16 protein-coding genes are annotated in these 15,798 nt (G+C 61.5%); 5 read left to right on the top strand and 11 right to left on the bottom strand.

What is annotated here, in order from left to right:
- The 7 genes from AB6803_RS31945 to AB6803_RS31915 form a co-directional block, all read right to left on the bottom strand.
- Positions 1–176, bottom strand: a 176-nt coding sequence (locus AB6803_RS31945) for an ACT domain-containing protein (RefSeq protein WP_371112619.1), incomplete at its 3' end; no start/stop codon positions are given.
- 97 nt (positions 177–273) lie between these two features.
- Positions 274–1,581 (bottom strand): type III glutamate--ammonia ligase, encoded by a 1,308-nt coding sequence (glnT, locus tag AB6803_RS31940; protein ID WP_371112616.1) that lies wholly within the window; start codon positions 1,579–1,581, stop codon positions 274–276.
- Positions 1,582–1,661: 80 nt separating this feature from the next.
- On the bottom strand, positions 1,662–2,990 hold the full coding sequence (locus tag AB6803_RS31935; RefSeq protein ID WP_007698458.1) for an FMN-binding glutamate synthase family protein: 1,329 nt from the start codon (positions 2,988–2,990) through the stop codon (positions 1,662–1,664).
- Positions 2,991–3,005: 15 nt separating this feature from the next.
- Positions 3,006–3,692: a protein GlxC gene (locus tag AB6803_RS31930; RefSeq protein WP_371112615.1), complete on the bottom strand. Its 687-nt coding sequence runs from the start codon at positions 3,690–3,692 to the stop codon at positions 3,006–3,008.
- A 31-nt stretch (positions 3,693–3,723) separates the two neighbouring features.
- On the bottom strand, positions 3,724–4,632 hold the full coding sequence (locus AB6803_RS31925; RefSeq protein ID WP_371112614.1) for a glutamine amidotransferase family protein: 909 nt from the start codon (positions 4,630–4,632) through the stop codon (positions 3,724–3,726).
- A gap of 91 nt (positions 4,633–4,723) precedes the next feature.
- Positions 4,724–5,407 carry a helix-turn-helix domain-containing protein gene (locus AB6803_RS31920; RefSeq protein WP_371112613.1) on the bottom strand — a complete coding sequence of 228 codons (684 nt, stop codon included), beginning with the start codon at positions 5,405–5,407 and terminating at the stop codon, positions 4,724–4,726.
- A gap of 75 nt (positions 5,408–5,482) precedes the next feature.
- Complete coding sequence (locus AB6803_RS31915; protein ID WP_371112612.1) at positions 5,483–6,442, bottom strand: GlxA family transcriptional regulator; 960 nt, start codon at positions 6,440–6,442, stop codon at positions 5,483–5,485.
- An 86-nt stretch (positions 6,443–6,528) separates the two neighbouring features.
- Between AB6803_RS31915 and AB6803_RS31910 the strand changes: the two genes are divergently transcribed.
- From AB6803_RS31910 to AB6803_RS31890, 5 genes are all read left to right on the top strand, one after another.
- Positions 6,529–7,779: a sarcosine oxidase subunit beta family protein gene (locus AB6803_RS31910; protein WP_371112611.1), complete on the top strand. Its 1,251-nt coding sequence runs from the start codon at positions 6,529–6,531 to the stop codon at positions 7,777–7,779.
- A gap of 12 nt (positions 7,780–7,791) precedes the next feature.
- Positions 7,792–8,070 carry a sarcosine oxidase subunit delta gene (locus AB6803_RS31905; RefSeq protein WP_371112610.1) on the top strand — a complete coding sequence of 93 codons (279 nt, stop codon included), beginning with the start codon at positions 7,792–7,794 and terminating at the stop codon, positions 8,068–8,070.
- Complete coding sequence (locus AB6803_RS31900; RefSeq protein ID WP_371112609.1) at positions 8,067–10,997, top strand: sarcosine oxidase subunit alpha family protein; 2,931 nt, start codon at positions 8,067–8,069, stop codon at positions 10,995–10,997. The genes AB6803_RS31905 and AB6803_RS31900 overlap by 4 nt, the downstream gene beginning before the upstream one ends.
- Positions 10,990–11,532 (top strand): sarcosine oxidase subunit gamma, encoded by a 543-nt coding sequence (locus tag AB6803_RS31895; RefSeq protein ID WP_371112608.1) that lies wholly within the window; start codon positions 10,990–10,992, stop codon positions 11,530–11,532. Before AB6803_RS31900 ends, AB6803_RS31895 begins: the two co-directional genes overlap by 8 nt.
- 150 nt (positions 11,533–11,682) lie before the next feature.
- Positions 11,683–12,132 (top strand): Fur family transcriptional regulator, encoded by a 450-nt coding sequence (locus tag AB6803_RS31890; protein ID WP_371112607.1) that lies wholly within the window; start codon positions 11,683–11,685, stop codon positions 12,130–12,132.
- Between the two features lie 34 nt (positions 12,133–12,166).
- On the opposite strand, the gene AB6803_RS31885 is transcribed toward AB6803_RS31890, so the two are convergent.
- The 4 genes from AB6803_RS31885 to AB6803_RS31870 are packed head-to-tail and all read right to left on the bottom strand — an operon-like array spanning position 12,167 to position 15,631.
- Entirely contained in the window at positions 12,167–13,012 is an 846-nt protein-coding gene (locus tag AB6803_RS31885; protein ID WP_371112606.1) for a metal ABC transporter permease, read from the bottom strand.
- Positions 13,009–13,869 (bottom strand): metal ABC transporter permease, encoded by an 861-nt coding sequence (locus tag AB6803_RS31880; RefSeq protein WP_371112618.1) that lies wholly within the window; start codon positions 13,867–13,869, stop codon positions 13,009–13,011. Before AB6803_RS31880 ends, AB6803_RS31885 begins: the two co-directional genes overlap by 4 nt.
- Complete coding sequence (locus AB6803_RS31875; RefSeq protein WP_371112605.1) at positions 13,866–14,705, bottom strand: manganese/iron ABC transporter ATP-binding protein; 840 nt, start codon at positions 14,703–14,705, stop codon at positions 13,866–13,868. Before AB6803_RS31875 ends, AB6803_RS31880 begins: the two co-directional genes overlap by 4 nt.
- Positions 14,702–15,631, bottom strand: coding sequence for a metal ABC transporter substrate-binding protein (locus AB6803_RS31870; protein ID WP_371112604.1), 930 nt, complete (start codon positions 15,629–15,631; stop codon positions 14,702–14,704). The genes AB6803_RS31875 and AB6803_RS31870 overlap by 4 nt, the downstream gene beginning before the upstream one ends.
- Positions 15,632–15,798 lie beyond the last annotated feature (167 nt).

Here is a 15,798-nt window from a genome sequence, read left to right as displayed (position 1 = left end):
TGTCCGACCCCTTGTTCGGAGATGAAGCTCACCCGCATGAAGAACTTGCCGGTATCGAGATCGTCGAACTGGCTGGAGTCGACGATGTTGCAGCCCTGGTCGGCCAGATAATTGGCAATCGCCGCAACGATCCCGCGTGTCGAGTGGCACGATACCGTGAGTACGAACTTCTCCATGTTCATTTCCCTTTGCCGTCCCAGGCAGAATATCCACGTCAGGCCGGAGTTTCAGGCTCCGGCCCATGCGCTCATCCTATGGAATGAAGTGCTACACTCAGATATCGAGCGTGCTGTCGCGTTCCCACTGCGTGAAGTGCGAGCAGTAGGAATTCCATTCCTGATGCTTGAGCTTCAGGTAAGCGGCGGAGAATTCCGAGCCGATCGCTTCCTTCAGGCCCTCGTCCTCGTCATAGGCTCTCAGCGCATCGAGCAGGTTGAGCGGCAGGCGCGGCGCATCCTTCACCAGATGGCCCTCGGCATACATGTCGATGTCGTGATGCGGGCCGGGATCGGCCTTGTTGCGAATGCCGTCGAGGCCGGCGGCGATGATGATCGCCTGCAGCAGGTAAGGATTGACGGCACCGTCCGGCAGGCGCAATTCGAAGCGGCCGGGGCCGGGCACGCGCACCATATGGGTGCGGTTGTTGCCGGTCCAGGTTACCGTATTCGGCGACCAGGTGGCACCCGAAGTGGTGCGCGGCGCGTTGATGCGCTTGTAGGAATTGACCGTCGGATTGGTGATCGCCGCCAGCGACGAGGCATGCTTCATGATGCCGCCGAGGAACTGCTTGCCCTGCGTCGAGAGACCGAACTCCGCTTCCTTGTCGGCAAAGACGTTGGTCTTGCCGTCATTGCTCCACACAGAGATATGGCAATGGCAGCCATTGCCGGTCAGGCCCTTGAAAGGCTTCGGCATGAAGGTGGCGCGCAGCCCGTGCTTTTCGGCGATCGACTTGACCATGAACTTGAAGAAGGAGTGCTTGTCGGCCGTCTTCAGCGCGTCGTCAAACTCCCAGTTCATCTCAAACTGGCCGTTGGCGTCCTCGTGGTCGTTCTGATAGGCGCCCCAGCCGAGTTCCAGCATGTAGTCGCAGATTTCGGCAATGACGTCATAACGGCGCATAACCGCCTGCTGGTCGTAGCAGGGCTTTTCGGCGGTGTCGTATTCGTCCGAAATCTTCGAGCCGTCAGCGGTGATCAGGAAGAATTCGGCTTCGACACCGGTCTTGACCCGCATGCCCTCGGCTTCGGCCGACTTGACGAGTTTCTTCAGCACGTTGCGCGGCGCCTGGGCGACGAGCTCGCCATCCATCCACAAATCGGCGGCAACCCAGGCAACCTCTTTCTTCCAGGGGAGCTGGATGACGGAGGATGCATCCGGCACGGCAAACAGGTCCGGATGGGCGGGCGTCATGTCGAGCCAGGTGGCGAAGCCAGCAAAGCCGGCGCCCTCTTCCTGCATCGCGGCAATCGCCTGCGCCGGCACCAGCTTGGCGCGCTGGCCGGAAAACAGATCGGTATAGCTGATCATGAAATATTTGATGCCTTTGTCTTTGGCAAAAGCAGCAAGGTCCAGTGTCATTCTCGTTCCCCTTTGGATTTCTTAGAGACACTTCGATTTTGGTGGGATGCCGCCGCGCTCTTCTGCCCGGCGGTGAAAATTCAGTAGCCCCCTTTGCCCGGATACCAGCTCGTACCGGCAAGCGGGATCTGCGCCATGGCGGCGGCTTCCATCGTCAGCGCGCAGAGGTCTTCCGGTTCCAGATTATGCAGATGGTTCTTGCCACAGGCACGCGCAATCGTCTGGGCCTCGAGCGTCATGACCTTCAGATAATTGGCCAGACGACGACCTGCCGCAACAGGGTCGAGCCGCGCGGCGAGTTCCGGGTCCTGCGTGGTGATGCCAGCCGGGTCCTTGCCTTCGTGCCAGTCGTCATAGGCGCCGGCAGTGGTGCCGAGCTTTTGGTACTCTTCTTCCCAGCGCGGATCATTGTCGCCGATCGCGACCAGTGCCGCCGTACCGATGGCAACGGCATCGGCACCAAGCGCGAGCGCCTTTGCCACATCAGCACCGGAACGAATGCCGCCGGAGATGATCAGTTGCACCTTGCGGTGCATACCGAGATCCTGCAGCGCCTGAACGGCCGGGCGAATGCAGGCAAGCGTCGGCATGCCGACATTTTCGATGAAGACATCCTGGGTCGCGGCCGTACCGCCCTGCATGCCGTCGAGAACGACGACATCGGCGCCAGCCTTTACGGCCAAAGCCGTATCGTAATAGGGACGCGCACCGCCAACCTTGACGTAAATCGGCTTTTCCCAATCGGTGATTTCGCGCAGTTCCATGATCTTGATCTCAAGATCGTCGGGACCGGTCCAGTCCGGGTGACGGCAGGCCGAGCGCTGGTCGATGCCCTTCGGCAGATTGCGCATATGGGCGACGCGATCGGAAATCTTCTGGCCGAGCAGCATGCCGCCGCCGCCGGGCTTAGCGCCCTGGCCGACCACCACTTCGATCGCATCCGCACGACGCAGGTCTTTCGGATTCATGCCGTAGCGCGACGGGAGATACTGATAGACGAGGGTCTGCGAATGGCCGCGTTCTTCATTGGTCATGCCGCCGTCGCCGGTCGTGGTCGATGTGCCCGCAAGCGTGGCGCCGCGACCAAGCGCTTCCTTGGCGTTGCCAGAGAGGGCGCCGAAGCTCATGCCGGCAATGGTAATCGGGGTCTTCAGCGTAATGGGCTTCTTGGCGAAGCGGCTACCGAGAACGACCGTCGTGTCGCACTTCTCGCGGTAGCCTTCGAGCGGATAGCGTGAGATCGATGCGCCGAGGAAAAGCAGGTCATCGAAATGCGGAACCTTGCGCTTGGTGCCGGCGCCGCGAATGTCGTAGATGCCGGTCGCAGCCGCGCGGCGGATCTCGGCCAGCGTATGATCGTCGAAGGTGGCGGACTTGCGCGGCGGCGTCAGAGGATTGTGATAGCTCATGATATTCCTTTCGCCTCAGTACGCGTCGGCATTGTCGATGTTGAAATTATAGAGCTTGCGCGCCGATCCGTAGCGCTTGAACTCTTCCGGCTTGACGCCGCTGACGCCGGCCTTGTCGAGAAGCTCGGAAAGCTTTTCGAGATGCTCCGGGCGCATCTCCTTTTCGATGCAGTCCGAGCCGAGGCTCTTGACCGAGCCGCGCACGAAAAGCTTGGCTTCATAGAGGCTGTCGCCCAGCGCATCGCCGGCATCGCCGAGCACGACCAGATGGCCGGACTGTCCCATGAAAGCGGACATATGGCCGATATTGCCATGCACGACGATATCGATGCCCTTCATCGAGATGCCGCAACGGGACGCCGCATTGCCCTTGATGACCAGGAGGCCGCCCTGGCCAGTCGCCCCAGCATATTGGCTCGCATCGCCTTCGATGACAACGGTGCCCGACATCATGTTCTCGGCAACGCCGGGGCCAGCAGAGCCATGGACGGTGACGTTGCCGCCATCGTTCATGCCCGCACAATAATAGCCGACTGATCCTTTGACATCGACGGTCACGGGAGCATCGATGCCGACGGCAACAGCATGATGGCCACGCGGATTGACAACCTCGAAGGCAGTATCGTTGGCGCCTGCTGCAAGGCCGTGGAGAGCGCTGTTGAGGTCACGCAGCGGTGTGACGGAAAGATCGAAAACTGGCATAAAAAACTCTCTCGATTGCGCCGACCCTGGACTAGGCAGCCTTTTCGTGATCCCAGAAATAGACGGTGGCCGGCTCTGGCTCCCAGATGCGGGCATCCTCGATGCCGGGCAGGTTGACGAGCGCGCGATATTCTGAGCCGAAGGCGACATAGCGATCGGTCTCGGCCATGACGGCCGGCTTGCAGGCGATGGGATCGCGCACAACGCCGAAGCCGGATTTGGTGCCGACGACGAAGGTGAAGAAACCGTCGAGATCGTCCAGCGCGCCGGTCAATGCCTCGCCCAGATCCTTGCCCTTGGCCATCTCGGCCGTCAGATAGGCGGCGGCAACCTCGGTGTCGTTCTGGGTCTCGAAGGTCATGCCTTCGCGCACGAGTTCGCGGCGCAGGTTATTGTGATTCGACAGCGAGCCGTTATGAACCAGGCACTGATCCGAACCGGTCGAGAAAGGATGGGCGCCGAGCGTCGTGACGGCGGATTCGGTCGCCATGCGGGTATGACCGATACCGTGCGTGCCGGACATGGAGGCGACGCCGAAACGGGAGACGACGTCCTTCGGCAGGCCCGTCTCTTTATAGATTTCGATGGCATCACCGCTGCTCATCACCCGGACATCCGGCCGCAGCAATACGATCGCGGCGCGACCCTCATCGAGCTTGTCCTTCGCAAGCGTAACAACGGCATGTGTGCTCTTCACCTCGATCGACACCGGGGCATCGAGCGCCCGCCGAAGATCCTGCTCAAGGCCGTCGAAGTCCTTTGCCGGATTGGCGGACTGGATTGTGATTTTTGCTTTGTTGCCGTTCGCGCCGCCGTAAATCGCGATGCCGGCGCTGTCGGGGCCACGGTCCGTCATCGTCACCAGCATGGACGAGAGAAGCGAGCCGAGCTCCGGCTCCAGGCTTTTATCCTTCAGGAAGAGACCCACAATTCCGCACATGATCAGACCCTCCATTTCGCGTCTGCAAAATGACTAGCAGGTCCAATTTCAGATTTCAACTGGCAAGAATAATATTTTCTTTTAAAGCAAGTCAGTCACTCTTGCCGCGCTGTGGATAGCTGATGATCGACAGATAGCGGCTGGGCAGTTTCACCAGCACTTCCGGCCCATGCGGCGCATCGGCGTCGAAGAACAGGCTATCGCCCGGCTGCATCTGGAAAAGCTGGTCGCCGTGGCGATAGACCACCTCGCCTTCGAGCATATAGAGGAACTCCATGCCCTCGTGCTGGAAAGTCGGGAAGACGTCGGAATCGGTTGTCAGCGTGATGAGATAGGGCTCGACGATGACGCCGCTCGAATTGTTGTCGATGTGGCCGAGCAGATTATACTGATGACCCGCGCGCGTGCCGCGTCGCTCCAGCTCTATGCCTTGTCCAGCCTTGACGAAGACGGCGTTACGCGGCTCCTCGTAGCGCCGGAAGAAGGCCGTCAGCGGCACCCCGAGGGCACGCGAGAGCGACTGCAGCGTCGTCAGCGATGGCGAAATATTGCCGTTTTCGATCTTCGACAGCATGCCGAGCGAAATCCCGGTCGCCGCCGCAAGGTCGGTCACAGTGATGCCGAGCTTCTTACGATAGGCGCGCACCTCATGGCCGATCGCCATTTCAAGATTGTTTTCCTTCGGCTCGCGAACCGCATGTGGGTCCTGCAACAAGGCCGGCCGCGCGCCGTGGGGATGCTCCTCAGTCGATGTCTTTTCCGGCTTCGTCTTCATTCACGATCCTTTGCTGCAACGCGTCATCGCAGCCACCCTATCGTCGCAGTGAAATTTTCTCAACCATGACGAAAGTCAGGACTTACGAATATTGCTGGGTGCCGCGCCATAGGCGCTGCGATAGACGCGGGAGAAATGCGCGCCGCTGGAAAAACCGGTGGCGATGGCGATTTCAGAGATCGAAAGCGGGCTCTGCTCCAGGAGACGCCGAGCATGCTGGAGCCTGATTCGGCGATATTGATCGAGGAAGGTTGAGCCGAGATGTGTGGCAAACAGCCGGTCGAGATGACGTGGCGTGACACCGGCAATCCGGGCCATGGCGGTGCGGCCGAGCGGCATCTCGATCGTCTCCTCCATTTTCTCCAGCACGCTGAGGAGGCCCGGGTGATGCACGCCGTAGCGCTCGGCAAGCGAGCCGCGCTGTGGCGCTGCCGGCTCACCGACCTCGGTGTGCAGATACCAGTCGCTGACGCGGCGGGCGAAATCCGGCCCCATGCGCTCGGAAATCAGCACATGCATCATGTCGAGAGGCGCGATACCGCCGCCGCAGGTGATGCGGTTGCCGTCGACGACGAAGCGGGCCTGACGCGGCGAAAGTTCGGGAAAGGCTTCGAGCAGCGCCGACGCATGCTCCCAGTGGATGGTGAAGTCGCGGTCGGCAAGCAGCCCGGCTTCAGCCAGCAGATAAGGGCCGCCGGAGATGCCGCCGATACGCACGCCCTCGCGCGCCAATTGCCTGAGACAGGCGAACACCGCCGGATAATGCCAGTCGCGCGGCGAGCCGCCGGCGCAGACGAAGACCGTGCCAAGCCCGAAGCCACGGCCTGGAAGCGGATCGGCCGGCACCGGCACGCCGCCGGAAGACAGAGCCGGCGCGCCATCCGGCGAGAAGCTTGAGAGGCGATAAATCTCCCGCCCGGCCAGCAGATTGGCGGCGCGCAGCGGTTCGGTGGCCGAAGCATAGGACATCAGGGCGAATCCCGGGATCAGGATGAAGCCGATATGCTGGACGTTTTTCGCATCAATCGATGACATGTCCTTTTTCTATTCACAAAGGTCCTAAATGAGCAAGTGGATAGCGGACCTTCTGTCATCATAAGGCGGTTCTTTCGGAGCAATTCATGCGCTATTCCGCTTTATCCATTTTCCTCAACGGCCTTCGCGGCAATACCGGCTGGGCTCCCGCCTGGCGGCAGCCCGAGCCAAAGCCGCATTACGACGTCATCATCGTTGGCGGCGGCGGTCATGGACTGGCGACGGCCTATTACCTCGCCAAGACCTTCGGCATCACCAATGTCGCCGTTTTGGAAAAGGGCTATCTCGGCTCCGGCAATATCGGCCGCAACACGACGATCATCCGCTCGAACTACCTGCTGCCCGGCAATAATCCGTTCTACGAGCTGTCGATGAAGCTCTGGGAAGGGCTGGAGCAGGATTTCAATTTCAACGCCATGGTCTCGCAGCGCGGCGTCCTCAACCTCTTCCATTCGGATGCGCAACGTGACGCCTATACCCGGCGCGGCAATGCCATGCGGCTGCATGGCGTCGATGCCGAGTTCCTTGACAAGGCGGCAGTGCGCCAGAAACTCCCCTTCCTCGATTTCGACAATGCCCGTTTTCCCATCATGGGTGGCCTGTTCCAGCCGCGCGGCGGCACGGTGCGCCACGATGCCGTCGCCTGGGGCTATGCCCGCGGCGCCGACAGCCGCGGCGTCGATATCATCACCGGCTGTGAAGTGACGGGCATCCGCTCCGAGAATGGCCGGGTGACCGGCGTCGAGACCACCAAGGGCTTCATCGGCTGCGGCAAGCTGGCGCTGGCGGCCGCCGGCAACTCCACGGTCGTTGCCGATATGGCCGGCCTTCGCCTGCCGATCGAAAGCCATGTGCTGCAGGCCTTCGTCTCCGAGGGGCTGAAGCCCTTCATCGATACGGTCGTCACCTTCGGCGCAGGCCATTTCTACGTCTCGCAATCGGACAAGGGCGGCCTCGTCTTCGGCGGCGACATCGACGGCTATAACTCCTATGCCCAGCGCGGCAATCTCGCCACCGTCGAGCATGTCGCCGAGGCCGGCGTCGCCCTGATCCCGTCGCTGACCCGCGTGCGCTACCTGCGCTCATGGGGTGGGGTCATGGACATGAGCATGGATGGGTCGCCGATCATCGACCGCACCCATATCGACAATCTCTATCTAAACGCCGGCTGGTGCTATGGCGGCTTCAAGGCGACGCCGGCCTCCGGCTATTGCTACGCCCATCTGATCGCTCGCAACGAGCCGCATGAGACGGCCCGCGAGCTGCGCCTCGACCGTTTCCGGCGCGGTTATCAGATCGATGAAAAGGGCGTCGGCGCCCAGCCGAACCTGCACTGAGGACATGACGACATGGCAAGCCTGATTACCTGCCCTCACTGCGGCCAGCGTCCCAAGGAGGAGTTCACCATCAAGGGCGATGCGAGCCTGACCCGCCCCACTCCCGATGCCGGCGCGGAGGCTTGGTACGACTATGTCTACCTGCGTGACAATCCGAGGGGTCATCACAAGGAATATTGGCATCACTCGTCCGGTTGCCGTCGCTGGCTGATCGTCGAGCGCGATACCGTCACCCATGCCGTTCTTGAGGTCAGCGACGCTGCGCTCGCCAAGCTCGGAGGCGAGATATGACCAGCTATCGCCTTCCCTCTGGCGGTCGGATCGACCGCTCCAAAACCGTCAATTTCACCTTCGACGGCAAGGGCCTGAGCGGCCATCCCGGCGATACGCTGGCATCTGCTCTGCTGGCCAACGGCATTCAACTCGTCGGCCGCAGCTTCAAATATCATCGGCCGCGCGGTATCCTGACGGCGGGTGCGGCCGAACCCAATGCGCTGATGACCACCGGCACCGGCGGCCGGACGGAAGCCAACAGCCGCGCCACGATGATCGATCTCTATGAGGGGCTGATCGCACGCAGCCAGAACCGCTGGCCTTCGCTTGGCTTCGATATCGGCGCCGTCAACGGCCTGCTTTCACCTTTCCTCGGTGCCGGTTTCTACTACAAGACCTTCATGTGGCCTTCGGCCTTCTGGGAGAAAGTCTACGAGCCGATAATCCGCAAGGCCGCCGGGCTGGGCAAGGCATCCTATGAGGCCGATCCCGATTCCTATGAGAAATGCTGGGCGCATTGCGACCTGTTGGTGATCGGCGCGGGACCGACCGGCCTTGCCGCAGCCCTGACGGCGGCGCGCGCCGGCGCCCGCGTCCTCCTTGCCGACGAGAATTTTGTACTCGGCGGCAGCCTGCTGTGCGAAACCGATTCCGCCCTGCAAGGCATTCTCGACGAACTTACAACTCTACCGAATGTGCAGCTCCTGCCGCGTACCACCGTCATCGGCTGGTACGACAACAATGTCTTCGGCGCCGTCGAGCGCGTGCAGAAACATGTGGCATTGCCCGATCCGCAGCGCCCGGTCGAACGGTTCTGGCGCATCATCGCCAAGCAAGCGATCCTTGCGACAGGCGCGGAAGAACGCCCTCTTGTCTTCGGCGGCAACGACATTCCGGGTGTGATGATGGCCGGCGCCATGCGCAGCTATCTCAACCGCCAGGCCGTCGCCCCCGGCTCCCGCACCGTCATCTTCACTACCAACCAGTCCGGCTACCGAGCCGCCGCCGATCTTGAAGCGGCCGGCGTCGAAGTTGCCGCCATCGTCGACAACCGCAGCAGCGGCGAAAGCTGGAGCGGCAAAGCGCCGGTCCTCTCCGGGGGATGCATCATCGACGCGCATGGCGGCAAGCAATTGCGCCGCGTCACCATTGCAACGGCGTCCGGCATGCAGGACATCGAGGCCGATGCGCTGGCGATGTCAGGCGGCTGGAGCCCGATCATTCACCTTGCCTGCCAACGCGGAGCAAGACCCGTCTGGTCCGATGAGAAAGCCGCCTTCCTGGCGCCGGAGCGGCAGGAAGGCTTGCTGATTGCCGGCTCCGCAACTGGTCTCGCCACCACGGAAGCCTGCCTCGGCGATGGTGCGCGCAAAGCCGTTGAGGTGCTGGAAGCGATCGGTTTCGGCAGGATCACGCCCGCTTTCGTCCCGGCAGAAGAAGCCTCTACCACCAGCACCGCGCTCTGGTATGTCAAAGGCGGCAAGGGCAAGGCTTTCGTCGATTATCAGAACGACGTGAACTTGAAAGATCTCGGCCTTGCAGTGCGCGAAGGCTATGGGCATGTCGAGCTCGCCAAGCGCTATACCACCAACGGCATGGCGACAGATCAGGGCAAGCTCTCCAATATCAACGCCATCGGCATTCTCGCCGAAGCGCGCGGCGTTTCGCCCGGCGACGTCGGCACCACCACGTTCCGGCCCTTCTACACGCCAGTCTCCTTTGGTGCGCTCACCGGCGCCTCGCGCGGAAAGCATTTCCAGCCGGCCCGCAAGTCGCCGCTGCACAATTGGGCCAAAAAGAATGGCGCTACCTTTGTCGAGACCGGCCTCTGGTATCGCTCCTCCTGGTTCCCGCGCCAAGGCGAGACGACATGGCGCGAGAGTGTCGATCGCGAAGTGCTGAATATCCGCAAGAATGCCGGGATCTGCGACGTCTCGACGCTCGGCAAGATCGAGATCTTTGGCAAGGATGCCGCGACCTTCCTCGACCGTATCTATTGCAACGGCTTTGCCAAGCTTGCAGTCGGCAGGGCGCGCTATGGCATCATGCTGCGCGAAGACGGCCTGATCTATGACGACGGCACAACCAGCCGGCTCGGCGAAGAGCATTTCTTCATGACGACGACGACGGCGCTCGCCGCCGGCGTGCTCACCCATCTGGAATTCTGCGCCCAGACGCTCTGGCCCGAGCTTGAGGTCTATTTCGCCTCCTCGACCGACCAATGGGCGCAGATGGCGGTCGCCGGCCCTAAATCGCGGGCGATCCTTTCCGAGATCCTCGACGAGGATCTGTCGGATGCCGCCTTCCCCTTCATGAGCGCCCGTCCGGTGACACTCTTCGGCGGCAAGCTCGAAGGCCGGCTCTTTCGCATCTCTTTTTCGGGCGAACTTGCCTATGAACTCGCGGTGCCCGCCGGTTATGGCGAATGGGTGGCCGATGCCATCATGCAGGCCGGCGAAAAGCACGGCATCTGCCCCTATGGCGCGGAAGCGCTCGGCGTCATGCGTATCGAGAAGGGCCATGTCACCCATGCCGAGATCAACGGCACGGTGACACCAGGCGATCTCGGCTTCGGCCGCATGGTCTCAGCGACCAAGACGGATTTCATCGGCAAGGTCATGCTCGCACGCGAGGGTCTGCAGTTGCCTGACCGTCCCCGCCTCGTTGGCGTCAAGCCGCTCGACCCGGCGACGAGCTTCCGCACCGGCGCCCATATTCTGGCGGACGGCGCGGCGGCGACGCTCGAAAACGATCAGGGCTATGTCACCTCTAGCGCCTTTTCGCCAAGTCTCGGCCATACGATTGGCCTTGCGCTGGTCAAACGCGGACCTGAGCGTATCGGCGAAAAGGTCATGATCTGGAACGGCCTTAGAAACGAATTCACCGAGGGGCAGCTCTGCAGCCCGGTCTTCATCGATCCTGAAAACGAGAAGCTCCATGCCTGACCGTCCCGAACACAGACCGGTGCTTGCCGGCAAGACCGCCCTGCAAGGTCCGGGTATCCGCTTGGAGCACTTGCCGGAAGGCCATCTGCTGCATGTCATGGGTGCAATAGACGCCGATGGCCTCGCCGGCCATTTCTCTGCCGCAGGGCTTGAAGCGAGCACGATCCGTTCCGCCGGATACCGGCAATGGTTTATTGCCGGCGACGATGTGCTTCCATCGTCGCACATCGCAGCCCTCTCGTCGGCCCTGCAAGGGAGCGCCTTCGTCTCCGACCAGAGCCATGGCCGCGTCCGCATCGGCCTTTCCGGCCCGCAGGCGGCTGAACTGCTCGCCAGGGGCACGGCCGTCGATCTTCATCCCTCGACGTTTCCGGAGGGACGCTCGACCGTGACGCTGTTCGGCCACATCTCGCTGCAACTGACGCGCACCGGTGCTGACAGCTTCGAGCTGACGGTGCTGCGCAGCTTTGCCGAAGCGCTCTACGAGGAGCTTGAAGCCCTGGCGGCTTCGCTCGGTGCCTTGCCTGAGCTTTAAATCAGCCGCCCGCAGCTCTCCCCTATCAAGGCCCCTACAACCCTTGAGAGCCGATGCTTTGGCATCGGGCTCCATTGCCTTTTTGCAAATGCTGCTCAAGTGGGATAGAGCGGTTTACCTCCAACCGAACCTGACCCGGCCGATATACTCATGCGCTTCAAGAAGGACATAGCCGCACTCTGCAAGGAAAACGGGCTCCGTCTGACCGGTCCACGGAAGATCATCATGCAGGTTCTGTCCGATGCGTCGGATCATCCCGACGCGGTGGAGCTGCATCGGCGCGTCAGCGAGATCGATCCGGGCATTGCGATCGCCACCGTCTATCGCACCGTCAATTTGCTGCAGGAAAAGGGCGTGCTGGAAAAGCATACCTTCGGCGACGGCCGGGCTCGCTTTGAAAGTGCCGACAACGAGCATCATGACCACCTGATCAATGTCGAAACCGGCGATGTGATCGAATTCCGCTCCGACGAAATCGAACGACTGCAGGAAGAGATCGCCCGCCAGCATGGCTTCACGATCGTCAGCCACAGGCTGGAAATCTACGTCAAGCCGATCGACAAGAAGCGCCCGCCCAGAAAGGGCAAGGAAACGGTCTAGAAAACCGCCTCGAGGCACCCCTGCTAAAATCTCCCTATGCCGTTTCCTGTACTTCCGCCCGCACCGCTTTGCGAGAGGCATATAGGAAGGCGCCAACGAACGTGATGGCGAGCAGCAATACGATCGTTGGCGCCGGCGCGCTATCGATGAAAAAGGACAGATAGACGCCGGAAAATGCCGCCGTCACCGCAATCACCACCGACAGCACGAGCATGGTGCTGAACCTGCGCGCCAATAGATAGGCGATGGCACCGGGCGCGATCAGCAGGGAGATGGCAAGAATGATGCCCACCGACTGCAACGTCGCCACGATCGTCAGCGACAGCAGGCAGAGCAGACCATAGTGCAGCAGGTTGACCTTCAAGCCGACCGCTTTTGCCTGTGCCGGATCGAAGGCATGCAGCAGCAGGTCGCGCCACTTGACCGCGATGACGCCCGCCGCCAGCACGGCGATGGCTGCGGTCTCCAAGATGTCCTGAAATCCGATGCCGAGCATGTCGCCGAACAGGATATGGTCGAGATGCACCTCCGACTGGATTTTCACATAAAGGACCAGGCCGAAGCCGAACATGCCCGAGAACACGATGCCCATCACCGTATCCTGCTTGATGCGGCTATTGTCTTTCAGAAAGCCGGTGGCAAGCGCGCAGACCATGCCGGCGGCAAAGGCGCCGACCGCCAGGGGAAAGCCGACGATATAGGCGATGACCACACCCGGAAACACCGCATGGCTCATGGCGTCTCCCATGAGAGCCCAACCCTTGAGCACCAGGAAACAGGACAGCAGCGCTGTCGGCACTGCAATCAGCACCGAGATGATCAGGGCGTTGACCATGAAGTCGAACTGCAATGGCGCCAGTAGGGTGGACAGAGCATTCATGGCGTCACCTCCCGCCCTTCCGCCGCTCTGCGCCGGGCCGCCAGCATGCCGTGCTTCGGCGCGAGGAAGAAGGCGACGAGAAAGACCAGCGTCTGAAGCACGATGATGATGCCGCCGGTAGCGCCGTCGAGGAAATAGCTCGCATAGGCGCCGACGAAGCTGCTTACGGCGCCGATCCCAACCGCAATGAAGAGCAGGCGTGGGAAACGGTCCGTCAGCAGATAGGCCGTCGCGCCTGGTGTCACCACCATGCAGATCACCAGAAAAGCGCCAACCGTCTGAAGTGCCGCGACCGTCGAGGCCGAGAGCAGCGTGAAAAACAGGATCTTGAGTGCTGTCGGATTAAGCCCGATCGAACGGGCATGGGTTTCGTCGAAGAAGGTTACCATCAGGTCCTTCCACTTCACCAGCAGGATGGCGAGCGAAACGAAGCCGATAATGGCGAGCTGAAACGTGTCTTCCGGTGTAATGGCGAGGATATTGCCGAGCACGATGGTCTGGATGTTCACCGCCGCGGGCTTGAGCGAAACGATGAACAGGCCAAGCCCGAAGAAGGAGGAGAAGATCAGCCCGATAATGGCATCCTCCTTCAGTTTCGTGCGCTGGTTCAGGAATAGCATCGCCGCCGCCGCCAGCCCGCCGGAGAAGAAGGCGCCGATAGAAAAGGGAAGCCCGAGCATATAGGCGCCGGCGACGCCGGGCACGATGGAGTGAGACAGCGCATCGCCGATCAGCGACCAGCCCTTCAGCATCAGGAAGCAAGAGAGAAACGCACAGACCGCGCCGACCAGCGCCGAAACCCACATGGCGTTGAGCATGTAATTGTAGCCGAAGGGTTCGAGAAGGGAGGCCATCAGACATGCTCTCCATGCTCGTTCGCGGCGGCATTCGCCGGTGGCTTGCCGGCCGGACCGTTCAGCACGAAATGGCGAAGCACGCCGCCGAAGGTCCTTTCGAGGTTTTCTTGCGTGAAGGTCTCGTCGGTCGGTCCATAGGCGAGCACCGTGCCCTTGATCAGCACGGTGCGATCGCAGAACTCCGGCACGGAGCCGAGATTGTGCGTCGAGACCAGCATCACCCGGCCATCGTCGCGCAGCGAGCGCAGCAATTTGACAATCGCCTCCTCGGTCTTCACATCGACGCCGGTGAAGGGCTCATCGAGCAGGATAACGCGGCTGTCCTGCGCCAAGGCGCGGGCCAGGAAGACACGCTTCTTCTGCCCGCCGGACAATTCGCCGATCTGGCGCTTGCGGAATTCGCTCATATCGACACGCGCCAGCGCGCTGGACACGGCTTCGTGATCGGCCGCCTTCGCAATCCGCATCATGCCCATATGGCCGTAGCGGCCCATCATGACGACATCCTCGACCAGCACCGGGAAATTCCAGTCGACCTCTTCCGCCTGGGGCACATAGGCGACGAGGTTTTGCCGCAGCGCTTGTTTGACGGGCATTCCCAAGACCGAAATCTCGCCCTTTGCTAGACGCACAAAGCCCATGATCGCCTTGAAGAGGGTCGACTTGCCGGAGCCATTGACGCCGACCAGCGCCGTGATGGTGCCCGCCGGCACCTTGAAGCTGGCATCGCGCAGCGCCGTATGGCCGTTGCGATAGGTGACGGTGGCATCCTTCACGAGAATGCCGCCCCCCGCATCCGCAGGTGCGGGAGAGATGCGGGTGGCGACCGCGTTCATTGCGACAGACCCTCGGCCAGCCCCTTGGCCACGGTATCGGAGGTGACGCGCAGGAGATCGACATAGGTCGGCACGGGGCCATCGGCCTCGCTCAGGGAATCGACATAGAGTACACCGCCATAATGGGTGCCGGTCTCGCGTGCGACCTGCCGGGCCGGCTTGTCGGAGATGGTGCTTTCGCTGAAGACCGCGCTGATCTTGTTGGCCCGGACAGCATCGACCACCTTGCGCACTTGCCGTGGGGTGCCCTGCTGATCGGCATTGATCGGCCAGAGATAGAGCTCCTTCAGGCCAAAATCGCGGGCCAGGTAGGAAAAGGCGCTTTCGCTCGAGACCAGCCAGCGCTTGTCTTCGGGAATGGTATCGAGTTTCTCGCGGATCGGCGCGATGGTCGCCTCGATCTTCGCCTTGTAGGCCTGCGCATTGGCCTTGTAGATCTCCGCATTCTTCGGATCGTATTTGACGAAGGCGTCGCGGATATTGTCGACATAGACGATCGCATTCTTCGGCGACATCCAGGCATGCGGATTGGGTTTGCCGTTATAGGGGCCTTCCGTGATGCCCATCGGCTCGACGCCCGTCGAGACCACGACGTCGGGAACGTCCTTCAAGTGCTGATAGAACTTCTGGAACCAGAGCTCGAGATTGAGACCGTTGGAGAAGAGAAGCTGGGCGCCCTGTGCCCGCTGGATGTCGCCGGGAGTCGGCTGATATTCATGAATCTCGGCGCCGGGCTTGGTGATCGATTCGACGATGGCGGCATCGCCTGCCACATTCTTCGCCATGTCGGCGATAACAGTGAAGGTCGTCACTGCCTTGAACTTCTGATTGGCTGCCTCTTCAGCGGCCGCACCGCCGGCCATCAGGCAGAGTGCCGCGAAACCTGCCAATCCCGCAAGGATCGTGCGTCTGACGCGATCAAACATGAAATTCTCTCTCCTTTTTCCCTGCTCGGACCTGAACATTCGCCTCATCCGGCAAGCAGGCCCACCCGTCGTGCCTGCGAAGGCACACAACACTATTCGGCGGCAAGCATCCGCAGCCGGTGAAACTGGAGTCGGTCCCCGGATCAACACCACCCCTTGTTGCGAGC

The organism is Rhizobium sp. RCC_161_2 (assembly GCF_041355235.1).
GTDB lineage: Bacteria > Pseudomonadota > Alphaproteobacteria > Rhizobiales > Rhizobiaceae > Rhizobium.
This window is presented reverse-complemented; position numbering and strand designations above follow the sequence as displayed.